Here is a 24,183-nt window from a genome sequence, read left to right on the forward strand (position 1 = left end):
CCCCCCGCTAGGTTGGCGGGCATGGACGAGCCCGGCACCGAGGACGAGGCACCTGTCGTCCCCGCCTGGCGATCGTCGCCCCCGACGGTGGGGGCGGTCCTCGTCACGCACAACGGAGCCCGGTGGCTCCCGCAGGTGCTGGCCTCCTTCGCCGCCCTCGAGCACGACCCCACGCTGTGGCGGGTCGTCGACGTCAGCTCCACGGACGACGGAGCCGACCTGGTCCGCTCCTCGTTCGGTGCGGACCGCATCACGTACGCACCGGCCGGGACCGGCTTCGGCGAGGCCGTCCACCAGGCGGTCGAGGCCATGCCGCGCACGGACTGGATCTGGCTCCTGCACGACGATGCGGCGGTGCGTCCCGACACGCTGGCCGCCCTCCTCGACGAGGCCACCACGGCGGACGACATCGCCGTGGTCGGTCCCAAGATCCGCGAGTGGCCCTCCCTGCGGCGCCTCGTGGAGGTGGGTCTGACCGTCACGTCCACCGGCGCCAGGGAGACCGGGCTGGAGACGGGGGAGCCCGACGCGGGGCAGCACGACTGGCCGCGTGACGTGCTCGCGGTCAACACGGCCGGCATGCTCGTGCGACGAGACGTGTGGGACGAGCTGGGCGGGCTCGACGCCGAGCTCCCCCTGTACTTCGACGACGTCGACCTCGGCTGGCGCGTGGCGCGGGCCGGGTACCGCACCCGGATCGCCCCGCAGGCCGTCCTCTTCCACGCCGAGGCATCGCGTCGCGGGACGCGGCGGCGGGTGGCGGGCGACGTCGAGGCCTGGGAGCAGCGCCGCGCAGCGCTCCACGTGCAGCTCGCGAACGTGTCCGGTCGCCGCTTCTGGTGGCAGTACCTCCGGCTGCTGGCCGGGACCCTCCTGCGCACGTTGGGTCTCCTCGTCGCTCGTGACCCCGAGGCGGCCGGCGACGAGCTGCAGGCCCTGGTCTCCGTCTACGGACACCCTGCGAAGCTGCGCGACGCCCGACGGAGCCGGATCGGCACCGCTCGGCGCGACGACCGGGAGGTCCGACACCTGTTCGCGCCGTTCTGGCTTCCCTACCGGCACGGGTACGACGCTGCGCGCGACGCGGTCGTGGCGCTCGTGCGGCCCGAGTCCGTCGAGACGACGGGACGCCGGTCCACGGCCGACGAGGGCGTCGGTGACGCGCCCCTCGACGACGGGCCGTCGTTGTGGAGGAGGAGGCCCTGGCTCGTCACGGTGTCGGTGCTGGTGCTCCTCTCGCTCCTCGCCGCCCGGGGGCTCTTCGTCGGGCCGTCGGGGAGCTCGCTCACCGGAGGCGCGCTCGGCGCCACTCCCGGCTCGGCAGGGGAGTGGTGGCGGATCTGGTTCGAGCGCAGCCACGACGTCGGCCTGGGCAGCACCGATCCGGTGCCCACGACGGTCCTGCTGCTGGCGCTCGCCTCCACACCCGTGTGGTTCGCGCCGGGGCTCGTCGTCGGACCTCTGCTCCTGCTGGCCGTGCCCCTGGCCGGGCTCACGGCGCATCGCCTGGGGCGACGCCTCACCGACCATCGCAGGCTGCGGATCGTCTGGGCGGTCGGCTACGCGCTGACGGTCGTCGCCACCGGAGCGGTCTCGCAGGGCCGGCTCGGCACGGTCGTCGCGCTCGTCGTGCTGCCCGTCGTGGTCACCACGACGCTGCAGCTGGCCGACCACGGGGAGGCGCCACGTCGCACGGCGCTGCGGTGGGGGATCTGGGTGGCCGTGGGCACCGCCTTCGCGCCCGTGGTGCTCCTGCTGGCCGTCCTCGGTCTCGGGGTCCTGCTGCTCGTCGATCGCAGGCTCGCGCGGCCGGCGCTGATCGGCGTGACGGTCGCCGTCGTCCTGGTGGGGCCGTGGCTGCTCACCCGTGTGCTGCACCCGATGCTCTGGTGGTGGGAGAGCGGTGAGCTGCTGCCCGGTGCCGGGCCGGGGTGGCGGACCGCCCTCGGGCTCGTGGTGGGCCGGGCGGGCTCGCCGGAGCAGGCGCCGCTCTGGCTCGGGGCGGGGCTCGTCGTCCTGGCGGTCCTCGCACTCCTGCCGCGGGCCACGCGCTCGGTCGCCGCGGTCTGCTGGGTGCTGGCCCTCCTGGCCCTGGCGGTCGCGGTCGTGGGCGTCGTCGTCGACGGTGCCGTCCCGGGGAGCCCGGCTGCGGTGCAGCCGTGGGTCGGTGTCCCGGTCGGGGCCGTCGTCCTGGCGCTCGGCACGGCGGCGCTGGTCGGCGTGCCGACCCTGGCGGCCGACCGGGGCCGGAGCGCAGGCATCGCGCTGCTGGTCGTCGCGCTCGTCCTGCCCGTCGGCACGACGGCGTGGTGGGTGGCCCGCGGCGTCGCCGACCCGATCGACCGGACCCGACCCGACAGCGTGCCGGCCTTCCTCACCGAGCGCTCCGGCGACACCCTGGTCGTCTCGGGCTCGACCGCCGAGGGCGTCGAGGTCGCGGTCGTCCGCGGGGAGGGGCCCGTGATCGGCGAGGAGGGCCTGCGACCGTCCGACCGATCGACGGCGGACCTCACGGCCGCGGTGGAGTCGGTGCTGTCGGCGCCCGGTGCCGACGCGATCCGGCGGCTCGGCGCCCTGGGCATCGACGCCGTGTACGCCCCCGACGTGGACGCCGGTGTGGCCCGAGCGCTCGACGCCGCACCCCTGCTGGAGCCCTCGGGCAGCGACGCGCCGACGTCGCGCGTCTGGACGATGGTCGAACCGGCCGACCCGCCCGCCGTCGACGGTGTGGCGTGGCGGCCGTGGGTCGCCGGCGCTCAGCTCGGGCTGTGGCTCCTCGCCATCGTGCTCACCGCACCGGTCCAGCGTCGCGAGAGCACCCTCGAGGACGACGTCGAGGAGGTCCGGGCATGAGTGGCGGAACGCGCGTGCGCGGCGGGTCGCGATCTCGCACCGCACCCCGCGGTGGTCGCGGGCTCGCGTTCGCCCTGCTGCCGGGGGTCGCGGCCGGCCTGGTCGTCGTGGCCGGGCTCGCGCCCGCCGCACCGGAGTCGACCGAGGCGCCGCGTCCCGTGCCCGCGCGCGAGACGACCTACGCCTGCACCGGGGCGCCCGACCTCGCCACGGGCCAGGTCGACGCGGGATCGTCCACGTCGGCCCGGTCGCTTCCCGGTGGCGCCGACGTCGACGGTGCCGCCGACCCGCGGAGCTGGGTCCGCTCCGAGCTCGCCGACGTGCTGGGCGACGACGCCGACGCGCTCGTCGTCACGCAGCGCGGCACGGGGTCCGGCGCGGTCGGCTTCGTCTCCGGGACCCTCGACGAGGACCAGGGCGACGGCCTGGTCGTCGGCCGGTGCCCGGGCGTCGTCGACGACGCCTGGTACGCCGGGCTCGGATCGGGCCAGCGGCACCTGAGCGACCTCGTGCTGACGAACCTCGCCGACACCCCGGCCGTCGTCGACGTGGCGCTGTGGTCGGCGGACGGCCCCGTCGACGCGGTGGGAGGGGACGGTCTCGTCGTGGAGCCGGGCGACATCCGCACGGTGCCGCTGGCCGATCTCGCGGCGGGCGAGCCCGACCTCGGCGTGCACGTCTCCCGTCGTCGCGGTGCCGTCGCCGTCTCCGTGCTCGACACCTCCACGGGGGCCTCGCAGGGCTCGGAGCTCGTGAGCCCGGCACCCGCGCCCGCGCGCCGCCTCGTGCTGGCCGGCCTCCCGGCCGGGGAGCGCGGCCGCACGCTCCACGTGCTCAACCCGTCGGGGTCGACGGCACGCGTCGCGGTCGAGGTGCTCGGATCGGACGGTGCGTTCGTTCCCGAGGGCTTGGGCGAGGTGAAGGTCGGGGCCGGACGGGTCGTGTCGGTCGACGTCCCGCGCAGCGCGGGGTCGGGACGCGTCGCCCTCCGCCTGGTCGCCGACACCCCGGTCGTGGCGACGGCCTCGGTGTCCCCGACCGGCGACGACATGGCGGTGACGGAGGCGGTCGGGCCGTGGACCGGCCCGGCGGTGGTCCCGGTCAAGGGAGGTCTCGGCGTGCCCGAGCTCGTGCTCAGCGCGCCCGGCGCCGACGTGGACCGACGGGTCGTCCTCGAGGCCCGCGACGCCGACCTCGCGGTGGTGTCGCGTGCCGAGGTGACGGTCCCCGCAGGCACGACGATCGGGGTGGACCCCGACGACGAGCTCGACCTCGACGGCGCGACGTCGCTCGTGGTCCGCTCGACCGGGGGCGTGGTCGGCGCGGCGCAGTTCAGCGACGGCGACCGGAGAGCGAGCCTGGCGCTGACCGCTGCCCCGACGGACGTCCTCGCGCCACGGGTCCGACCGGCGCCCTGAGCCCGGCCCACGACCCTGCGGTGCGGTCGCCGAGGCTCAGCGAGGATCGAGGTCGTCGGGGGAGACCTGCCAGACCTCGGCGAGGCGGTGCAGGACGACGTCCCACACCCGGTCCTCGAGCTCGATCCGACTGGTGCAGTGGTCGGTGAGCGGTCGTCGGTAGAGCACCACGAGGGCCACGTCGCCGCGTCGCGACAGGTTGCTCAGCGGCACCTCGTCGGTCCAGTCGGCCGGCAGCAGGGGGACGTCCTCAACGACCACCTCGACCTCGTCGGGCTCGGCGTCGAAGTGCTTCTCCAGCGGCGCGAGCACGCCGGCGACCAGGTGGTCGAACTCCTCGCGGGGCGTCCGGTGGGCCGGGACGCTCGCGGGTGACAACGGGCCGGGCAGGGCGAGCGGCCCGCGTGCAGCGCGTCGGCGAGCCCGCATCCGACCGGGCCGGGGTCCGCTCACCGCCCCGCCGAGGTGCTGCAGACGTCCCGCCACACCGTGAGCCTAACGGCCCGGAGGGCGATCGCCCGGCTACGCTCGGCGGGTGGGTGCTGTTCGACGCTGCACGCGGTCCGCGTGCTCCCAGCCGGCTGTGGCGACGCTGACCTATGTCTACGCCGACCAGACCGCCGTCCTGGGTCCGCTGGCCACGGCGGCCGAGCCTCACACCTACGACCTGTGCGAGGCGCACTCCGCCCGGTTGTCCGCGCCCAACGGCTGGAGCGTGCTGCGGCTCGCCCCCGACCCGTCCACGGTTCGCCCGAGCCACGACGACCTCCTGGCGCTCGCCGACGCGGTGCGCGAGGTCGGCCGTCGCCGTCCGCGTCCCGCACCGGGACCCCCGGGACTGACCCTGGTCCCCCCACCGAACGAGGACTGAATGCACGCACGGCTGCGCCCTGTCGTCAAGGCCTACGACGTCCGTGGTCGGGTCCCCGACCAGCTCGACACCACCATCGCGCGGGCGCTCGGCGAGGCCTTCGCCGACGAGGTGGGCATCGCCGACGGCCGGGGACGTGCCGTGGTCGGCCGCGACATGCGGGCCTCCTCGCCGGAGGTGGTCCGGGCGCTCGCCGACGGGATCCGGTCCCGCGGTGCCGACGTGGTCGACATCGGGCTCGCCTCCACCGACATGCTGTACTGCGCGTCCGGCGTGCTCGACGTCCCGGGCGTCATGGTCACCGCCAGCCACAACCCCGCGGCCGACAACGGCCTCAAGCTGTGCCGCGCGGGTGCGCGGCCGATCGGCCTGTCCACCGGCCTGGCGGCCATGGCCGAGGCAGCCGGCCCGCTGCTCGAGCGTGAGGAGTCCGCGGTGCCGGCGCCGGTCGGCACCGTCGAGACGCTGGAGTTCCTGACCACCTACGCCGACACGCTGCTGGGCCTGGCGCCGGTCGAGGGCCGTCGGCTGAAGGTCGTGGTGGATGCCGGCAACGGGATGGCCGGGCACACGGTCCCCGCCGTGCTGGGCCGTCTGGACCTCGAGGTGATCGGTCTGTACCTCGAGCTCGACGGCACCTTCCCGAACCACGAGGCCAACCCGCTCGACCACAGCACCCTGGTGGACCTGCAGGCCGCGGTCCGTGAGCACGGGGCCGACCTCGGTCTGGCGTTCGACGGTGACGCCGACCGCTGCTTCGTGATCGACGAGCACGGCGACGTCGTCGCGCCGTCCGCCATCACGGCGCTCGTGGCGTCGCGCCACCTGCTCCTCGAGCCCGGCGCCACCATCCTGCACAACGTCATCTGCTCTCGGGCCGTCCCCGAGATCGTCACCGAGCGTGGGGGAGTGCCCGTCCGGACCCCCGTCGGGCACTCGCTGATCAAGGCGGAGATGGCCCGCACCGGCGCGGTCTTCGGCGGCGAGCACTCCGGGCACTTCTACTTCCGCGAGTTCTACCTCGCCGACTCCGGGATGCTGGCGGCGCTGCACGTCCTGGCCGCCCTGGCCGAGACCGACTCCACGGTGAGCGCCCTCATGGCGGAGTACTCGCGCTACAGCGCCTCGGGCGAGATCAACAGCCGGGTCGACGACGCGGACGCCGTGATCGAACGACTCGTCCGCTCCTACGCCGACCACGAGCAGGACCGGCTCGACGGGCTGACGGTCACCGCTCCCGACTGGTGGTTCAACGTGCGAGCCTCCAACACCGAGCCGCTGCTGCGGCTCAACGTCGAGGGCGCCGACGAGGCCACGATGGGGCGGGTGCGCGACGAGGTGCTCGCCGCGATCCGGGCCTGAGCCCACTAGGGTGGACGCATGATCCTCGACCCCGCACTCCTGGAGATCCTGGTCTGCCCGCAGTGCCGGTCGTCGCTGTTCGTCGACCACGACGCGTCGGAGCTGGTGTGCCAGGCCTGCAGCCTCGCCTACCCGGTCCGTGACGACATCCCGGTGATGCTGGTCGAGGAAGCGCGCGCTCTCTCCTGACTCCCCCCACGGACCGGGGGTGGGCCGGGTATCCTGAGCGGCATGGATTTCAACGTCGCTGACCTGTCGCTCGCCGAGTTCGGACGCAAGGAGATCGAGCTCGCCGAGCACGAGATGCCGGGCCTGATGGCCATGCGCGAGCGCTTCGGGGACAAGAAGCCCCTCGCGGGCGCCCGCATCGCCGGTTCGCTGCACATGACGGTCCAGACCGCCGTGCTGATCGAGACCCTCGCCGACCTGGGCGCCGACATCCGCTGGGCCACCTGCAACATCTTCTCCACCCAGGACCACGCGGCCGCTGCGGTCGTCGTCGGCCCGAACGGCACGCCGGACGACCCGCAGGGCGTCCCGGTCTTCGCCTGGAAGGGCGAGAGCCTGGCCGAGTACTGGGACGAGGCCGAGAAGGTCTTCGACTTCGCCGAGGGCGGACCGAACATGCTCCTCGACGACGGTGGGGACATCACGATGCTGCTGCACCTCGGCGTCGAGTACGAGAAGGTCGGCGCCGTGCCGCCGCAGGACTCCACCGACAACGAGGAGTTCAAGGAGGTGCTGCGCGTGCTGGCCCGCTCGCTGGAGGACGACCCGCAGCGCTGGACGAACCGCGCCCCGATGATCAAGGGTGTCTCCGAGGAGACCACCACCGGCGTCCTGCGCCTCTACGACCGCTTCCGCGAGGGCACGCTGCTCTTCCCGGCGATCAACGTCAACGACTCGGTCACCAAGAGCAAGTTCGACAACAAGTACGGCTGCCGCCACTCGCTGATCGACGGCATCAACCGCGCCACCGACGTGATGATCGGCGGCAAGGTCGCCGTCGTGTGCGGCTACGGCGACGTCGGCAAGGGCTCGGCGGAGTCCCTGCGCGGCCAGGGTGCGCGCGTCATCGTCACCGAGATCGACCCGATCTGCGCCCTCCAGGCGGCGATGGACGGCTACGAGGTCAAGCGCCTCGAGTCCGTCGTCGAGACGGCCGACATCTTCATCACCACGACGGGCAACTTCGACATCATCACCGTCGAGCACTTCGAGAAGATGAAGAACCAGGCCATCGTCGGCAACATCGGCCACTTCGACAACGAGATCAACATGGCGGGCCTGGCCAAGATCCCCGGCATCGTCAAGGACGAGATCAAGCCGCAGGTCCACCAGTGGATCTTCCCGGACGGCAAGAAGATCATCGTGCTCTCGGAGGGTCGTCTGCTCAACCTCGGCAACGCCACCGGCCACCCGTCGTTCGTGATGAGCAACTCCTTCACCAACCAGGTGCTCGCGCAGGTCGAGCTGTTCACGAAGGCCGACCAGTACGAGCTGGGCGTGCACGTGCTGCCCAAGCACCTCGACGAGGAGGTCGCCCGCCTGCACCTCGACGCCCTGGGTGTCGAGCTCACCGAGCTCACGAAGGAGCAGGCCGCGTACCTCGGCGTCGACGTGGCGGGGCCGTACAAGTCGGACCTCTACCGCTACTGAGGGTGGTGCGAGCGAGCACGATGGTCCGGCACACGGCGGTCGAGCGTCGATGAGCTACCGGCGCAGCAAGCGCGACCGGGTGCTCGTCGTCGACGACGACGCGTCGCTCGCCGAGATGCTGACCATCGTGCTCGAGGCCGAGGGCCTCACCACCATGGTCTGCCGGTCCGGCGACGAGGTGATGGCGGCCTTCGGGGCGTTCAAGCCCGACGTGGTGCTGCTCGACCTCATGCTGCCCGGGCTGGACGGCATGAAGGTGTGCCGGCAGATCCGCGCCGGTTCGGCCGTGCCGATCATCATGCTCACGGCCAAGTCCGACACCCCCGACGTGGTGCGCGGTCTCGAAGCCGGTGCGGACGACTACATCACCAAGCCGTTCAAGAACACCGAGCTGGTGGCGCGGGTGCGGGCGCGCCTTCGTCGCACCGACGCGGTGGGCGAGGTGCTCGAGTTCGGCGACATCGTGCTCGACCCTGCGGCCCACACCGTGAGCCGCAAGGGACGTTCGCTCGACCTGACACCGCTGGAGTTCGACCTGCTGGCGTGCCTGCTGGGCAACCCCGAGCAGGTGTTCACCCGCGAGGTGCTCCTCGAGCGCGTGTGGGGCTACCACCACCCGGGCGACACCAAGCTCGTGAACGTCCACATGACCCGGCTGCGGTCCAAGATCGAGGACGACGCCGAGTCGCCCGAGGTGATCCGCACCGTGCGCGGGGTGGGCTACCAGGCCATCTCGCCCGTCGCCGTCGACGAGCACGGCACGGCTCCATGACGGCGGCGCCGGCTCCGGCCACCCGGCGTCGGCGGGCCACGTGATCCGTCGGGTCGCCTCGCTCTGGCGTCGCTCGCTGCAGACGCGGGTGGTGACCAGCACCGTCCTGCTCGTGGCGCTGGTGGTGGGGCTCGTGGGGTGGGCGCTGCTGCAGCAGGTCGCCGACGGCCTCACCGAGAGCCGCAGCGACACCGCCGTCGCCGAGGCCCGCACGGGGTTCGAGAAGGCCCAGGCCGAGCTCGACGCAGCGGTCGAGACGCAGCCCCAGGCCCAGGCCCCCACCCTGACCCAGCTGGTCGACTCGGTCACCGACACCGACAGCGAGAACCGTGCCTACGAGCTCGTGCTCGAGGGGCCGCTCGGCTCCGGCAGCGGGGCACCGCCGGTCCGGTCGTCGGCCGAGCTCGCTCCCGGCTCCTTGCCGACGGACCTGCGCGCCGAGGTCCTGGACGGTCCCGGCGTGTTCTGGCGCTACTCCGAGCTGTCGCTCGTGGGTGCCGACGCCAGTCCGGCCGTGGTGGTCGGCAGCCAGCTCCGATCGCCGGGGACGGGCGACACCTACGCCCTCTTCTACCTCTTCTCGCTCTCGGAGCAGCAGCAGACGCTGTCGCTCGTGCGCAACGCGCTGCTGCTCGGCGGCCTGGCCATGATGCTGATGGTCGGCGGGGTCGCGTTCATCGTCTCGCGCCAGGTCCTCACGCCGGTCCGGCTGGCCCGGCGCATCGCGGAGCGGTACGCCGCCGGCAGTCTCGAGCAGCGCATGCACGTGAGTGGCGAGGACGACATCGCCCGTCTGTCCACGTCGTTCAACCAGATGGCCGCCAGCCTGCAGAGCCAGATCCGACGTCTCGAGGACCTCTCGCGTCTGCAGCAGCGCTTCGTCTCCGACGTCTCCCACGAGCTGCGCACCCCGCTCACGACCGTGCAGATGGCGAGCGAGGTGCTGTTCGACGCCCGGCGTCGCTTCGACCCCCAGACGGCCCGCTCGACCGAGCTCCTCAAGCGGGAGCTCGACCGCTTCGAGGAGCTGCTGTCGAACCTGCTCGACCTCAGTCGTTTCGACGCGGGCGCGGCGCAGCTCGAGCTCGCGGACGTCGACCTCGCGCGGGTGGCCCGGGCCGCGGCCGAGGACCCGATCCTGACGCGCGGTGGCATCACCGGCCGCGCGGTGGGTGCAGATCGTCCGGCCGTGGTGCAGGCCGACATCCGCCGCATCGACCGGATCGTGCGCAACCTGGTGGCCAACGCGGCGAAGTACAGCGGTTCCGACGTCGTCGAGATCGAGGTCGCCCAGGACGCGTTCGCGGTCTCCCTCGCGGTCCGCGACTTCGGCGTAGGCCTGCAGGGCGACGAGAACCTGCGGGTCTTCGACCGGTTCTGGCGTGCCGATCCGGCACGCACCCAGGGTGGCACCGGGCTGGGGCTGGCGATCTCGCGCGAGGACGCCGTGCTCCACGGCGGAACCCTCCAGGCGTGGGGAAGGGCAGGCGAGGGCAGTGAGTTCGTGCTGACGCTCCCGCGCGTCGTCGACCCGGCCCGACGTTCCGTGGCGCCCCTGCCGGTGGTCCGCAGGGTCTTCGCATGAGGCGCCTGCGGCTGGTCGCCGCGGCGGTCGGCCTCGTGGTCGCGGCCGGTTGCTCGGGCATCCCGACCGGGGGGACCGTGCAGCAGGTCCGCGAGGACGACGACCTCGGCCAGAGCACGGTCCGCTACGCCCCGGCCCCGCCGAGCCCGGACGCCACGCCGCAGCAGGTGGTCTCCGGCTACCTCGACGCGATGCTCGCGTTCCCCCCGTCGACCGGTGTCGCCGAGCAGTACCTCACGCAGGGCGCGGCCGAGCGCTGGAACCCGGCGGCCGCCACGCACGTCTACCGGGACCCGGTGGTGTCCGCCGTGCGTGGGGAGCGCCGCGACGACGGCATGGAGGTGGAGCTCACCGCACGTGGCGTGCTCGACCTCGATGCGCGCGGTCGTGTCCAGCCCGCCGCCTCCGGGGAACGACGCTCGTTCGGCCTGCAGCAGGTGGACGGGCAGTGGCGGATCTCGGCCCCGCCGGAGGGTCTGCTGGTCACGGAGAAGTTCTACGCCGACTACTACCGGGCGTTCCCGGTGTTCTTCTTCGACCGCTCCGGTGAGCGCCTGGTGCCCTCGGTGGTGCACCTGCCGGCGGGTGAGCAGCTCGCGACCTCGCTCGTCACGTCGCTGGCTCGGGGACCCTCCGACTCCACCGCCCAGCTCCGGACCTACGTCCCCGGCCTGGGCGACCTGCGACCGTCGGTCCCGGTGGACGCCGACGGCGTCGCCGAGGTCGACCTGGGGCCGGAGGCCGCGCAGCTGTCGGTCGCCGACCAGGGTCGTCTGGTCGCACAGCTCGTCTGGACGCTGAGCCAGGTCCGCGACGTGACCGGGGTGCGGGTCACGGCGGGTGCCACCGTGCTGACACCGCGGGGGCAGCGGGTGCAGCCGGTCGGGTCGTGGCGACGGTACGTGCCGCGCGCGGTGGAGTCGGGTCCCTTCGCCGTGCTCGACGGGGAGGACCCTGCTGTCGTCGAGATCGTGGGTTCCACGACGCGCCCGGTGCCCGAGGCCTGGGGCGTCGACCCGGACGAGACCGCCGCCATCGACGTGGGGCCGTCGCGGGTGGCCACCTTGTCCCGCTCGGGCGACGCACTGGTGGTCCGCAGGACCTCGGGCGAGGACCGGGTGGAGATCGCCGTGGCGGACCTCGTCTCGGCCCGGTGGCTCCCCGACGACGTGCTCGTCGTCGTCGACCGTCCCGGCGGCGTGGCGCGGGCGCGGGTCGTCGAGCCCGACGCCACGCGGTCGCTCCTGTCGGCGTCGTTGGCGTCGCTGGACGTCACGTCGTTCGCCCTCTCGCCCGACGGGTCGCGGTACGCGATCACCACCGCCGGCGCGGACGACGGCACCGGTGGCCGGGTCCGCATCGGGGCGGTGCAGCGGTCCGCCGACGACCGCGTGGTGGGCCTCGGTGCGTCCGTCGCGCTGCGGTGGGACGTCGGCCGGCCGGCCTCGGTGGCCTGGGTCGACGGAGCGCGTCTGGCGTTCCTCGGTGACACCGACCTCGGGCGGCAGGTCTTCGAGGGCATGGCCGACGGCACGGAGCTGGAGGGGGGCGGGGCCGGTGGAGCGCCGGTGCTGCCCGACGTCGGGGCGCGGACCCTCGTGGTCGCGGGGGAGCAGCGTTGGGCCGTCGACCGGCGCGACCGGCTCTGGTACCTCGGGCCCGGAGCCACCTGGACACGGCTCGGCGTCGGAGCGGTCAGCACGCTGTCCCCAGGGGTCTGATCCCGCCGACGGGTCGCGGTCCAGCCGTCCACACCCCGCGGGGCACCTCTGGTGCGAGGTCCGCGGGCGGCCCACGCTCGTGGGGTGGACCCCCTGCTCGCCGCGGCCGACCTGCTGCTCGGCGCCGCCTGCGCAGGCTGCGGGTCGCCGGCCGTGGACCTGTGCGGACCCTGCCGGCGCAGGATCGCTCCGCGACCGCGGACGGTCTCGGAGCGACCGGTCCGGGTCGTGGCGGTCGGGGAGCACGACGGTGTGCTGCGGGACGTGATGCTGGCCTGGAAGCGGGGCGGACACACGCGACTGACCCCGACGATCGGTGCGCTCGTCGCGGCGTCCGTGTGCGCGCTCGAGCCGGGCCCGGCCGTCTGCCTGGTCCCGGTGCCGACCACGCGACGCGGCAGACGACGACGTGGCGGTGACCTGCTGGCCGGTGCGGCCCAGGAGGCCTCCCGGCGGCTGGAGGCGGTGGGGCTGCGGTCGACGGTGGTGGCCGCCCTCGCCTTCGAGCGGGAGCCGAGGGACCAGGTGGGTCTGGCCGCACGCGAGCGTCGTGGGAATCTCGACGGCGCGCTCCGACGGTCGCGTCGTCGCCTGCCCGGCGGTCCGGACGTGGTGGTCGTCGACGACGTCGTCACCACGGGCGCCACGGTGGCCGAGGCCGTCCGCGTGCTCGTCTCCGACGGCGTCGGTGTGCTCGGGGCCGCCGTCGTGGCGGCACGTCCGGCGCCCGGATCGACCGCGGGGGAGGTGCGGTAGGGCCGGGACCGCGGGCGAGGACACCCGCCGTTCGGGACGAACTCGGCCGTCCTCTGGAATATGGGCCCCCGGCGGTCTACGGTCACTGATATGTGAACCGCACGACCGAGCGCAGGGAGGCCCTCCATGGAAATCGTCGTCAACGGCCGGAACAGCGAGATCTCCGAACGATTCCGCGAGCACGTCCAGGACAAGCTGCACCGGATCGAGAAGTACGACCAGCGCCAGAAGATCCACCGCGTCGAGGTCGAGGTCACCCACGAGAAGAACCCTCGCCAGCACGAGCACGCCGCGCGCGTCGAGATGACCCTGCGTTCACGCGGCCCGGCGGTCCGGGCCGAGGCGAGCTCGACCGACCAGCACTCGGCGCTCGACTCGGCGATCGACAAGCTGGAGGCGCAGCTGCGTCGCGCGACCGACCGCCGCCGGATCAGCCACGGCAAGCGTCGACCCACCTCGATCGCGCAGATGCCGGCCGACCTCTCGACCGACCTGCTCGACGGCAGCCAGGACGACCCGGACGTGGAGACCACCACGATCGCCGGCGTGGAGGTGCAGGGCGACTGCCCGCTCGTGGTGCGCGAGAAGACGCACAGCGGGGTCCCCATGACCCTCGAGCAGGCGCTCTACGAGATGGAGCTGGTCGGTCACGACTTCTACCTGTTCCTCGAGAAGGACTCGATGCGTCCGAGCGTCGTGTACCTGCGCAAGGGCTACGACTACGGCGTCATCCACCTCGACGTCGACGAGTCGGGCACGATCGAGGGCGGGATCGCCCCCTGACGCGATCGCGCGCTGCGTGGCATGATGCGGGAGTGACTTCTCGGGCACCTCGTATCCGTGTGCTGCTCGTCGACGACCAGGAGCTGTTCCGTCGTGGCGTGTCGATGGTGCTGAGCGCCGACGCCGACCTCGAGCTCGTCGAGGTCGGCGACGGCGACCAGGCCATCGCAGCGGTGGAGGACACCCCGGCCGACGTGGTCCTGCTCGACGTCCGGATGCCCGGTCGCTCGGGGGTCGAGGTCTGCAAGGCGATCAAGGCCATCTCGCCCTCGACCGGCATCATCATGCTGACCGCCAGCGACGAGGAGTCCGACCTCTACGAGTCGATCCGCAGCGGCGCCTCCGGCTACCTGCTCAAGGACGGCTCGACCTACGACCAGGTCGCCGAGGCCGTCCGGCTCGTGGCCGCGGGCCAGTCGCTGATCAGCCCCAGCATGGCCACCAAGCTGCTCGACGAGTTCGTGCAGATGTCGCGCAGCCCGGCGCCGGCCACGGCGCAGCTGACCCAGCGCGAGCTGCAGGTGCTGCGGCTTGTCGCGAAGGGGCTGAGCAACCGTGAGATCGCCGAGGAGCTCTACATCAGCGAGAACACGGTCAAGAACCACATCCGCAACATGCTGGAGAAGCTGCAGATGAAGTCGCGCATGGAGGCGGCCATGTACGCGGTGCGCAGCAACCTGCTCGACGACTCGGTCTGAGCGCTCCGGAGGTCGTGGTCGAGCCGCGGTGACGGCTCCTGCGGGATCCGTCCGTGCCGCAGGGCAGGATCGAGGGTGTGACCGAACGACTCACGACCCTGCAGGCCCGCCGGATCGCCCTCGCGGCGCAGGGCTTCACGCGTCCCCGCCCCGACGCGGTCGAGCGGCGCCACCTCGTCTCGACGCTGCGCCGTCTGGGCTTCTTCCAGATCGACTCGGTGAACGTGCTGCAACGGGCGCACTACCTGCCGCTGTACTCACGCGTCGGGCCCTACGACCTCGAGGTCTTCCATCGGGCGGCAGGGCGCGCACCACGCGCGATGTTCGAGTACTGGGCGCACGTGGCGACCTTCGTCGACGTCGACCTGTGGCCGGCCATGCAGCACCGCATGGCCAGCCGGCGCGGTCTGTGGGGCGGACCCGAACGGGTGGCGCAGGAGCAGCCCGACCTCGTCGACGCGGTGCTGGAGCACGTGGCCGCGCACGGCCCGCGCACCGCTCGCCAGGTCGACGCCGCCGTCGGTGAGGAGGTCGATCGGGACCGGTCCCACTGGGGCTGGAACTGGTCGGCCACGAAGAACGCGCTCGAGTACCTCTTCCACACCGGGCAGCTCACGTCGGCGCGGCGCACCGCTCAGTTCGAGCGCCAGTACGACCTTCCCGAGCGGGTGATCCCCGCGGCGGTGCTGGCGCGACCTGCGCTCGACGAGGCCGAGGCGCACCGGGTCATGGTCGAGCACGCGGCGCGAGCCCACGGGGTCGCCACGGCCCCGTGCCTGCGCGACTACTTCCGGTCCGCCCCGGAGCCCACGCGGGCCGCCATCGAGGACCTGGCCGACGCCGGCGTGCTGCTGCCGGTCCAGGTCCGGGGGTGGGACCGGCCGGCCTGGGTGCACCACGAGGCCGTCCGGCCGCGAGTGGTGCGCGCACGCGCCCTGCTCAGCCCCTTCGACCCGGTCGTCTTCGAGCGCGAGCGTACGGAGCGGCTGTTCGGCTTCCGCTACCGCATCGAGATCTACGTGCCGAAGGCCCAGCGCGAGTTCGGGTACTACGTGCTGCCCTTCCTGCTCGGCGACGACCTGGTCGCCCGCGTCGACCTCAAGGCGGACCGGTCTCGCGGCACCCTCGTCGTGCACGGCGCCTGGGCCGAGGTCGGTGCGCCGGGAGACACCGCGGCCGAGCTCGCCGAGGAGCTGCGCACCATGGCGGGCTGGCTCGGTCTCGACGCGATCGAGGTCGGCCACCGCGGCGACCTCGTCGAGACGCTGCGCGGCCTGGTGCAGGGGTCCACGACCCGACCCCGGACGTCAGGCCGCTCGGCATAGACTGCGAGAAGCCCGACTTACCAACTCAGGAGTGCGTCCACCGTGCCCAAGGTCATCGACAAGATCCTCCGCGCAGGCGAAGGCAAGATCCTGCGGCAGCTCGCCGCGATCTCCAAGCAGGTCAACGCGCTCGAGGACGAGTTCCGCGAGATGAGCGAGGACGAGCTGCGCGGCATGACCGCCGAGTTCCGTGAGCGCCTCGAGAACGGCGAGACCCTCGACGACCTGATGCCCGAGGCGTTCGCCACGGTGCGTGAGGCCGCGAGCCGCGTGCTCGGGCAGAGGCACTTCGACGTGCAGGTCCAGGGTGGCGCCGCGCTGCACCTCGGCAACATCGCGGAGATGAAGACCGGTGAGGGCAAGACCCTCGTGGCGACGCTCCCCAGCTACCTCAACGCCCTCACGGGCAAGGGCGTGCACGTCATCACGGTCAACGACTACCTCGCGCGCTACCACGCCGAGTGGATGGGTCGTGTCTACACCTACCTCGGGCTCAGCGTGGGCATGATCCTGCCCAGCATGACCCCGCCGGAGCGCCGCGACGCCTACGCGTGCGACATCACCTACGGCACCAACAACGAGTTCGGCTTCGACTACCTGCGCGACAACATGGCCGACGACATCGCGGCCTGCGTCCAGCGCGGCCACAACTTCGCCATCGTCGACGAGGTCGACTCCATCCTCATCGACGAGGCGCGCACGCCGCTCATCATCTCCGGCCCCACCGAGGACGAGGTGAAGTGGTACGGCGAGTTCGCGCGGATCGTGGGCGCGATGACCATCGACGTGCACTACGAGGTCGACGAGAAGAAGCGCACCGTCTCGGTCACCGAGGAGGGCATCGACCGCGTCGAGGACCAGCTCGGCATCGACAACCTCTACGACGCGGTGAACACGCCCCTCATCAGCTTCCTCAACAACGCCATCAAGGCCAAGGAGCTGTTCCGGCTCGACAAGGACTACGTGGTCCTCGACGGCAACGTGATCATCGTCGACGAGCACACCGGCCGCATCCTCGACGGACGTCGCTACAACGAGGGTCTGCACCAGGCCATCGAGGCCAAGGAGGGTGTGCGGATCCGCGAGGAGTACCAGACCCTCGCCACGATCACGCTGCAGAACTACTTCCGTCTCTACGACAAGCTCGGCGGCATGACCGGCACGGCCATGACCGAGGCGAGCGAGTTCGACAAGACCTACGGGCTCGGCGTGGTGCCCATCCCCACGAACAAGCCCGTGGCCCGTGCCGACCAGCCCGACCTCGTCTACCGCACGGAGGCGGCCAAGTTCGACGCCGTCGTGGAGGACATCGCGGAGCGGCACACGTCCGGACAGCCGATCCTCGTCGGCACCACGAGCGTCGAGAAGAGCGAGCGCCTCTCCAAGCTGCTGCGCAAGCGCGGCATCCCGCACGAGGTCCTGAACGCCAAGCAGCACGAGCGCGAGGCGGCCATCGTCGCCGTCGCAGGTCACCGAGGGGCGGTCACCGTCGCCACCAACATGGCGGGTCGAGGCACCGACATCATGCTCGGCGGCAGCGTCGAGTTCCTGGCGGACGCGGCCCTGCGCAAGCAGGGTCTGGACCCGCTCGAGAACGCCGAGGAGTACAGCGCCGCCTGGCCGGCCACGCTCGAGCGCATCGAGGCCCAGGTCGCCGAGGAGAAGCAGGCCGTCACGGACGCCGGCGGCCTCGCGGTCATCGGCACCGAGCGCCACGAGTCACGGCGTATCGACAACCAGCTGCGTGGACGTTCGGGCCGTCAGGGCGATCCGGGCGAGACCCGCTTCTACCTGTCGCTCGAGGACGACCTGATGCGCCTGTTCAAGGCCGACTGGGTCAACTGGGTGCTCCAGACGATGAAGATCCCCGACGACGTGCCCATCGAGAACAAGCGCGTCACCGGTGCGATCGCGTCGGCCCAGAGCCAGGTCGAGTCGCAGAACTTCGAGACCCGCAAGAACATCCTCAAGTACGACGACGTGATGAGCCGCCAGCGCGAGGTCATCTACGGCGAGCGCCGCAAGGTGCTCGAGGGCGCCGACCTGCAGGACCAGGTCACGACCATGATCACCGACACGGTCACCGGGTACGTCAACGGCGCCACCGAGGGCTTCCCCGAGCAGTGGGACCTCGAGCAGCTGTGGACCGCGCTCGGCACGCTCTACCCGGTCTCCCGCACGATCGAGGAGATCGAGGAGGAGGCCGGCGGACGCGAGCACCTCTCCCGCGAGAGCCTGGTCGACACGATGACCGAGGACGCGCTCGCCGCCTACGCGCGCCGCGAGGAGGAGCTCGGGGCGCCGGTCACCCGTGAGCTGGAGCGCCGCGTGGTGCTGAGCGTGCTCGATCGCAAGTGGCGTGAGCACCTGTACGAGATGGACTACCTGCGTGAGGGCATCGGTCTGCGGGCCTACTCGCAGCGTGACCCGCTCGTGGAGTACCAGCGCGAGGGCTTCGACCTGTTCAGCGCCATGATGGACAGCATCGCCGAGGAGTCGGTGGGCTTCCTGTTCAACCTCGACGTCCAGGTGGAGGAGAGTGCCGTCGACGAGACGCACGACCACCCGCACGTCCAGGCCAAGGGTCTGGAGCCGAAGGCGGCATCGTCCGCGGGGCAGAAGCTCTCCTACTCGGCCCCCTCCGAGGACGGCCAGGTCGAGGTGCACTCCGACGACGAGGATCCCGCTGCCGACAAGCAGCGCCAGGCCAAGCAGAAGTCCAAGGCACGCCAGAAGACCAAGGCGCAGCGCCAGTCCCGCAAGCGCAACCGCTGAGGCGGGCTCGCCGGGTCAGAGGGCCCGGCGAGCGAGGACTCGTCCGGTCGTGGGCTGATGGGCCGAGGACGTGTCCTAGGCCCAGACGAGCGCGGTGCAGGTCCACACCTGACGCCCACGGGGCGAGGTGACGAGCTCCAGCCGCAGGGCGACGGCGCGCGAGCGCCCGCGATGCACCATGCGTCCGGTGACCTCGACCGCGCTCTCGTGCACGACGCAGAGGTGGACGGACGCGAGACGTCCGCCACCGGCGCGCTCGTCGCGTCGCCGAGGTCGTCCGCAGCGCTCGCCCGCCAGCGCGGTGACCAGGGCCGCGTGGGCGTCGGGTGTCATCCAGGCCGACAGCTGACGGGCCGGTCGGCCGCCGCACAGCACCTCGGTGAGCCCCTGCATGAACCGGGCGATCGGCGCGCGCAGCTGCCGTGCGAGCTCATCGCCGTCGCGGGTGCGCGGGACGGGGACCACGGTCGAGGGTGAACCGGGCAGTGGCAGGGGCAGCTGGGCGGGGAGCGCGTCCTCGTCGGTGATGAAGCGCGCCGGGGTCCGGAGCTCCGTGGCGGCCCTCATGCTGCTCCTCCGGGAGCCACCAGGCGCTGGCCCGGACGGATGAGGTCGGGGTCGGTGCCGATGACCTCGCGGTTCTCGAGGTACCACCGCCTCGTCGCGTCGGCGATCTCGCCGTCGTGGGCCGAGGGCCCGAGCGAGCGTGCCGCGATGGACCAGAGGGTGTCGCCGGGGGCGACGAGCACGATCTCGGGTTCTTCTGGCGGAGGCGCCGACGGCTCGACCGGAGCCACGAGCACCGGTCGGTCGGGCAGCGACAGTCCGTCGAGTCCGACGCCCGTGGCGCGGTGTCCGGTCTCGGACCGGTGCACGGCACCGTGCTCGGCCGCCTGTCCGTCCGGACGTGGATGGTCGACGCCGGCGTGAGCGGCGCTGATCCCGAACCCGGTGACGACCCCGGCGAGCAGGACGCCGTGCAGGGCGCGGGGGACCAGCCGTCGTGCGACGAGGCCCGCACCGCCGCCCAGCGCGCACGCGCCAAGGGCGAGCGACGTCCACGCCGCGACGGCGAGAAGGGTCAGCTCGAGGAGTGCGCCCAGGGCCATGGGGAACGACGGCGAGGAGAGCTGGTCGAGGGTGGTCGGCGCGTGGGGCAGGCGCAGGACGAGCGAGGTGAGGGCGAGGCTCCAGGTGGCGAAGCCGGTCCGGGACAGACGCATCGGCATTTCCTTACGTTTGATGACGTTTGACGACAGTGAAGGTCAGATCGTGTCGTTTCGTCAAGGGAGCGTGCACAGATGTCGGGGCCCTGTCCTCGCGCTACGGTGCTGGCATGCGCTGGGACCGACTCTTCGCGGACCTCGAGGCCGCCGCGGACGACGACGCCCTGGTCGAGCGCGAGGCGATGGTGGCCGAGCTGCGTGACGAGGAGTGGTCACGGACGCCGTGGCGCGAGCTGCTCGGAGGTCAGGTGGAGGTCGAGGTCGCCGGGGCGGGTCGGCTCGGCGGGATCGTGGGGCTGGTGAACGAGCGGCTTCTCCGCCTCGATGCCGGGGGGCTGGAGCACGTGGTCGCGCTGGCTGCGGTGCTGGGCGTCCGCACGGACGGACGGGCGCCGGCGCTCACGTCGGTGGACGCGCGGCTGGGGTGGCGTCAGGTGCTCCGCCGGATGCGTGACGACGGCGACGAGGTGGTGCTCGTCCGCGTCGACGGCTCCCGCGTGCGTGCGCAGGTGGAGCAGGTGGTCGACGGGGGCGTGCTGGTCCGCAGTGCCGGACGGAGCCTGCTGGTGCCGCTGCACGCGCTCGCGGTCGTCACGGTGCCGCGCTGAGACCTGATCGACTCGGCGGCAGGCACGGGATCGGCAGGCGGGGGATCAGACCGTGGCGTCGTCGCCGCTCGACAGGTCGGCGTCGGCCAGGTCGCCCTCGCCGAGCTCGGCGACAGCCTGCTCGGCGCGGGCGTACTGGCGTTGGATGTAGTCCTCCAGCTGGTCCTTCTCGACCCGCCACTGGTTGCGGCCCCCGATCTGGATCCCCTTGAGCTCACCGGATCGCACGAGCGCGTAGACCTGTCGAACCGTCACGTTCAGCACCTCGCCGACGTCGGCCAGGGTGAGGAAGCGGGGAGACCCATCGGACATGGGCCCCAGTTTTCCACGCTGCGGTGTCACGTCGAGTCGCCGCCGTCCGACCTGTGGACGACCGGACGGGGGACCGTTCTCCACAGCGAAGGCTGGACGCCCACGACGTCGCGCAGTACAAACATGCCCATGGCGAACTGGCGGGGGCCACGATCGAGCGGCGGGACGACCGGACCGACGGGCGGAGCGGCGCGCGTGCGTCAGCAGCCGTGGAGCGATCCTCGGCTGGTGCTGGGCGTGCTCCTCGTGCTCGGCGCGACCGTGCTGGGTGCCTACGTCGTGGCGGCGGGCGACGACACCGAGCCCTACTGGGCGTTGAGCCACGACGTCGCCGCGGGTGACCCGGTCGAGCGGTCCGACCTCGTCGAGTCGCGCGCGCGTCTCGGTGAGCGAGCGGCCGGTGCCTTCCTGCGCACCGACCAGGAGCTGCCTGCCGACCTCGCGTCCCTGAGGTGGGCGCGTGCCGGCCGCGGCGGCGCGCTCGTGGAGCGGTCGGCGATGGCCCGCGACGGAGCCGGCGGTGCGACCGAGCTGCCGCTCTCCGTCCGGCTCGGTGCAGCGCCCGACGACCTGCGCAGCGGCGACCGGGTCGACGTGTGGGTCGGGCCGTCGCCCGAGGACGGTGCCGAGGCGGGGGAGGCCGCGCTTGCCCTGGCCGACGTCCCCGTGGTCAGGAACGGTGCCATCGTCGGCGCCGGCGGCACCCGCACCGTGCTCGTCGACGTGGCGGGTCTCGACCTCGACGGCGAGATCGTCGCGGCCCTCACCGCTCGCCACGTGACGATCGTGCGCCGCTCATGACCGACCGGACCCACCGCCGGGTCGTGCTCGCCGCCGCTGGTGCGGGCTGGGAGGTCGAGGCCGTGCGGGAGCTGGAGTCGGCCCGCGACCTCGTGCTCGTGCGACGGTGCGTCGACGTCGCGGAGCTGATCGCGGTGGCCCAGGCGGGTGGGGTCTCGGTGGCCGCGGTCGACCTGTCCGTCCCCGGCCTCGACCTCGAGGCGGTCCGGGCGGTGCAGGCGGCGGGGGTCACCCTCGTCGGGCTCGGACCCACGGATCGCGCCGAGGCCCTGGGCATCGACGTGGTGGGCCCGGGCTCGGCCGTCCTCGACGCCGTCCGTGCCGTCGAGGTGTCGGCGACCGGCAGGGCCGCGGACCTCGCGCCCGGTCCCTCGTCGACGGAGCACGTCGGGCCGCCGGACGCCGAGGGCGGCAGCGCTGCACGACGGCGCGGCTCGCTGGTCGTCGTGTGGGGGCCTGCGGGCGCACCGGGGCGCAGCTCCGTCGCCCTGGCGCTCGCCGACGAGCTCGGCCGCGACGACGTCCGGTGCGTGCTCGTCGACGCCGACACCTACGGCGGCGCCCAGGCCCAGCAGCTGGGGCTGCTCGACGAGGTCTCCGGCCTCATGGCCGCCTGCCGCGTGGCCAACCAGGGTGGGGACGTGGACCTGGGCGAGCACCTCCAGACCCTGCGTCCCTCGCTCTCGGTGCTCACCGGTCTCCCGCGGCCGGACATGTGGATCCACGTCCGGCGTGCCGCGCTCGAGCGCGTCGTCGAGCGTCTGCGTGACACCACCGACGTCGTGGTGGCCGACGTGGGCTTCTGCCTCGAGCCGGGGGAGGGGGTCGCCGGGGCCGGCCGCAACCAGGCCACGGCGGCCCTCCTCGAGCTCGCCGACGTCGTCGTCGCCGTGGGCCGGGCCGACCCCGTGGGTCTGACGCGCCTGGTGCGGGGACTGCACGACCTCGACGACCTCGGGGTCGCGCGCCCGCTCGTCGTGCTCAACCAGGTGCGCGCCGGCATCGGGTGGGGTGCCGAGGAGCTGGCCTCCACCGTGCACCGGCTGGCCGGCGCCCGGCCCGTGGCCCTGCTGCCGCAGGACGGCCCCACCCTCGACACCGCTGCGCTGCGGGGTGCCACCGCGCGTGAGGTGGCCGCCGGCTCGCCGTTCGTGGCCGCGGTCTCCGACCTCGCCCAGCACGTGCTGGGGGTGACGGACGCCGCAGTGGTTCCGTGAACGGCGGTGGTAGGTTCGTCGCGATCCGTGAGGAGTGAGATGCAGCGACTGAGTCCGCTGGACGCGATGTTCCTGAACCTGGACAGTCCCGACGTCCCGCGCCAGGTGGCGTCGCTTGCGATCCTCGAGCCCGGCGGAGCGTTGACCTACGACCGGCTGATCGGCGTCATCAGCGAGCGGCTCGACATCGTGCCGCGCTACCGCCAGGTGCCGCGCAAGGTGCCGGGGGCGCTCGGGACCCCGCTGTGGGTCGACGACGAGGGCTTCGACATCTCGCTGCACGTGAGACGTTCGGCGCTGCCACGTCCCGGGACCCGCGACGCGCTGCACGAGCTGGTCGGCCGGCTCGTGGCCCGTCGGCTCGACCTCGACCGTCCGCTGTGGGAGCTCTACCTCATCGAGGGTCTCGAGGACGGCAGCGTGGCGCTGCTGTTCAAGGCCCACCAGGCGCTCGTCGACGGCTCGGAGACGATCGACCTCGCCCAGGTGCTGCTCGAGGAGACCGACCGGGTCCGGGACATCCCCCACGAGGACTGGAACCCGCGCTCCGCGCCGGGGCCGCTCGGCGCCGTCTCGGCCACCCTCGAGCGGAACATGCGCCACCCGGGCGAGGCGCTGCGGATCGCGGAGCTGAACGTCGGTCGCGTCGCGCGGCACCTTCCGGTCGTGGGCGGTGGACCGGTCGCCGCCCGCGGCGTGCTGTCCGCCCAGCTGTCCCGCCACCGCCGCTTCACCACCCTCTCCACCAGCCTGGACGACTTCCGCCGGGTCCGCGACCAGCACGGCGGCACCGTCAACGACGTCATCCTCGCGGTCGTCACGGGCGGGATCCGCGGGTGGATGCTCACCCGCGCCGAGCCGGTCACCGCCAAGACCAGCTTCCGGGCCATGGTGCCGATGTCGGTGGTGGCCGACGACGGCCTGCCCACCTCGCTCGGGTCCAAGGTGCGCGGGCACCTGCTCTCGTTGCCCGTGGGCGAGTCCAACCCGGTGGTCCGCCTGCACCAGGTGTCGTACGCGCTCAAGGACCACCGCGAGACGGGCTCGGCGGTGGCGGCCAACCAGCTGGCGAGCCTGCCCGGGTTCGCCACCTCGACCTTCCACGCCGTGGGTGCGCGCGTCGCGGCCACGGAGACCTCGCGCGGTCACCACCTCACCATCACCAACGTCCCGGGTCCCCAGGAGCCGGTGTACATGGCCGGCGAGCAGCTGGCGGAGGTCTACCAGGCGATCCCGCTCATCGACCACCGAGCCGTGTCGATCGCGGTCACGTCGTACCACGGTCGCGTGTTCTTCGGCATCGTCGCCGATCGTGAGGCCGTGCCCGACGTCGACGTGCTGGGGCAGTGCATCAGCGAGGCGCTGGAGGAGCTCGTCGAGACCGTCGGGCCCCGGCGCGGGCGGGCCCCGCGCGGCCGCCAGAAGCCGCGACGGGGCTGAC

22 protein-coding genes are annotated in these 24,183 nt (G+C 72.7%); 18 read left to right on the top strand and 4 right to left on the bottom strand.

Going from position 1 to position 24,183, the window contains the following annotated elements; genetic code table 11:
* Positions 1-21: 21 nt before the first annotated feature.
* Positions 22-2,853, top strand: coding sequence for a glycosyltransferase family 2 protein (locus NUV38_RS04175; protein WP_257727903.1), 2,832 nt, complete (start codon positions 22-24; stop codon positions 2,851-2,853).
* Positions 2,850-4,271 (top strand): DUF5719 family protein, encoded by a 1,422-nt coding sequence (locus tag NUV38_RS04180; RefSeq protein ID WP_257727904.1) that lies wholly within the window; start codon positions 2,850-2,852, stop codon positions 4,269-4,271. Before NUV38_RS04175 ends, NUV38_RS04180 begins: the two co-directional genes overlap by 4 nt.
* Positions 4,272-4,307: 36 nt before the next feature.
* Here the strand turns inward: NUV38_RS04180 and NUV38_RS04185 are convergent, their stop codons facing one another.
* Positions 4,308-4,757: a metallopeptidase family protein gene (locus NUV38_RS04185; RefSeq protein ID WP_257727905.1), complete on the bottom strand. Its 450-nt coding sequence runs from the start codon at positions 4,755-4,757 to the stop codon at positions 4,308-4,310.
* Positions 4,758-4,806: 49 nt separating this feature from the next.
* On the opposite strand from NUV38_RS04185, the gene NUV38_RS04190 reads away from it, so the two are divergent.
* The 12 genes from NUV38_RS04190 to secA all read left to right on the top strand — a co-directional run bounded on the left by NUV38_RS04190 (position 4,807) and on the right by secA (position 18,578).
* Positions 4,807-5,142 (top strand): DUF3499 domain-containing protein, encoded by a 336-nt coding sequence (locus tag NUV38_RS04190; protein ID WP_055968889.1) that lies wholly within the window; start codon positions 4,807-4,809, stop codon positions 5,140-5,142.
* Positions 5,143-6,504 (top strand): phosphomannomutase/phosphoglucomutase, encoded by a 1,362-nt coding sequence (locus tag NUV38_RS04195; protein WP_257727907.1) that lies wholly within the window; start codon positions 5,143-5,145, stop codon positions 6,502-6,504. It abuts the gene before it with no gap.
* An 18-nt stretch (positions 6,505-6,522) separates the two neighbouring features.
* Positions 6,523-6,693 carry a Trm112 family protein gene (locus NUV38_RS04200; protein WP_082480477.1) on the top strand — a complete coding sequence of 57 codons (171 nt, stop codon included), beginning with the start codon at positions 6,523-6,525 and terminating at the stop codon, positions 6,691-6,693.
* Between the two features lie 42 nt (positions 6,694-6,735).
* The gene (ahcY, locus tag NUV38_RS04205; RefSeq protein ID WP_257727908.1) at positions 6,736-8,163 is read left to right on the top strand and encodes an adenosylhomocysteinase; all 1,428 of its coding nucleotides are present in this window, start codon (positions 6,736-6,738) and stop codon (positions 8,161-8,163) included.
* Between the two features lie 49 nt (positions 8,164-8,212).
* Entirely contained in the window at positions 8,213-8,935 is a 723-nt protein-coding gene (gene mtrA / locus NUV38_RS04210; RefSeq protein ID WP_257727909.1) for an MtrAB system response regulator MtrA, read from the top strand.
* 40 nt (positions 8,936-8,975) lie between these two features.
* A complete protein-coding gene (gene mtrB / locus NUV38_RS04215) occupies positions 8,976-10,520 on the top strand; it encodes an MtrAB system histidine kinase MtrB (RefSeq protein WP_257727910.1) in 1,545 nt (514 codons plus the stop codon).
* On the top strand, positions 10,517-12,241 hold the full coding sequence (locus tag NUV38_RS04220) for a GerMN domain-containing protein (RefSeq protein ID WP_257727911.1): 1,725 nt from the start codon (positions 10,517-10,519) through the stop codon (positions 12,239-12,241). The genes mtrB and NUV38_RS04220 overlap by 4 nt, the downstream gene beginning before the upstream one ends.
* An 84-nt stretch (positions 12,242-12,325) precedes the next feature.
* Positions 12,326-12,997 (top strand): ComF family protein, encoded by a 672-nt coding sequence (locus tag NUV38_RS04225; protein WP_257727912.1) that lies wholly within the window; start codon positions 12,326-12,328, stop codon positions 12,995-12,997.
* Positions 12,998-13,123: 126 nt separating this feature from the next.
* Positions 13,124-13,780 (top strand): ribosome hibernation-promoting factor, HPF/YfiA family, encoded by a 657-nt coding sequence (gene hpf, locus NUV38_RS04230; RefSeq protein ID WP_257727913.1) that lies wholly within the window; start codon positions 13,124-13,126, stop codon positions 13,778-13,780.
* Positions 13,781-13,812: 32 nt separating this feature from the next.
* Entirely contained in the window at positions 13,813-14,478 is a 666-nt protein-coding gene (locus NUV38_RS04235; RefSeq protein ID WP_257727914.1) for a response regulator transcription factor, read from the top strand.
* A 77-nt stretch (positions 14,479-14,555) separates the two neighbouring features.
* On the top strand, positions 14,556-15,803 hold the full coding sequence (locus tag NUV38_RS04240; protein WP_257727915.1) for a winged helix-turn-helix domain-containing protein: 1,248 nt from the start codon (positions 14,556-14,558) through the stop codon (positions 15,801-15,803).
* 54 nt (positions 15,804-15,857) lie between these two features.
* Positions 15,858-18,578 (top strand): preprotein translocase subunit SecA, encoded by a 2,721-nt coding sequence (gene secA / locus NUV38_RS04245; protein WP_257727970.1) that lies wholly within the window; start codon positions 15,858-15,860, stop codon positions 18,576-18,578.
* A gap of 75 nt (positions 18,579-18,653) precedes the next feature.
* Here the strand turns inward: secA and NUV38_RS04250 are convergent, their stop codons facing one another.
* Together NUV38_RS04250 and NUV38_RS04255 are read right to left on the bottom strand one after the other, a co-directional pair.
* On the bottom strand, positions 18,654-19,145 hold the full coding sequence (locus NUV38_RS04250) for an Rv3235 family protein (protein ID WP_257727916.1): 492 nt from the start codon (positions 19,143-19,145) through the stop codon (positions 18,654-18,656).
* Complete coding sequence (locus tag NUV38_RS04255; RefSeq protein ID WP_257727917.1) at positions 19,142-19,801, bottom strand: LysM peptidoglycan-binding domain-containing protein; 660 nt, start codon at positions 19,799-19,801, stop codon at positions 19,142-19,144. Before NUV38_RS04255 ends, NUV38_RS04250 begins: the two co-directional genes overlap by 4 nt.
* A 113-nt stretch (positions 19,802-19,914) precedes the next feature.
* Here NUV38_RS04255 and NUV38_RS04260 point away from each other — a divergent pair, with 113 nt between their 5' ends.
* On the top strand, positions 19,915-20,412 hold the full coding sequence (locus NUV38_RS04260; RefSeq protein WP_257727918.1) for a hypothetical protein: 498 nt from the start codon (positions 19,915-19,917) through the stop codon (positions 20,410-20,412).
* Positions 20,413-20,457: 45 nt separating this feature from the next.
* Here NUV38_RS04260 and NUV38_RS04265 read toward each other — a convergent pair whose 3' ends face one another.
* Positions 20,458-20,724, bottom strand: coding sequence for a helix-turn-helix domain-containing protein (locus NUV38_RS04265; RefSeq protein ID WP_257727919.1), 267 nt, complete (start codon positions 20,722-20,724; stop codon positions 20,458-20,460).
* Between the two features lie 129 nt (positions 20,725-20,853).
* On the opposite strand from NUV38_RS04265, the gene NUV38_RS04270 reads away from it, so the two are divergent.
* From NUV38_RS04270 to NUV38_RS04280, 3 genes are read left to right on the top strand one after another with little or no spacing between them, the layout of a single operon-like run.
* Complete coding sequence (locus NUV38_RS04270) at positions 20,854-21,525, top strand: hypothetical protein (RefSeq protein WP_257727920.1); 672 nt, start codon at positions 20,854-20,856, stop codon at positions 21,523-21,525.
* Positions 21,522-22,742, top strand: a complete 1,221-nt coding sequence (locus tag NUV38_RS04275; RefSeq protein ID WP_257727921.1) for a hypothetical protein — start codon at positions 21,522-21,524, stop codon at positions 22,740-22,742. Before NUV38_RS04270 ends, NUV38_RS04275 begins: the two co-directional genes overlap by 4 nt.
* A 39-nt stretch (positions 22,743-22,781) precedes the next feature.
* Entirely contained in the window at positions 22,782-24,182 is a 1,401-nt protein-coding gene (locus NUV38_RS04280) for a wax ester/triacylglycerol synthase family O-acyltransferase (RefSeq protein WP_257727922.1), read from the top strand.
* Position 24,183 lies beyond the last annotated feature (1 nt).

It is taken from the genome of Aeromicrobium sp. 50.2.37, from assembly GCF_024655735.1.
Taxonomy (GTDB): domain Bacteria; phylum Actinomycetota; class Actinomycetes; order Propionibacteriales; family Nocardioidaceae; genus Aeromicrobium.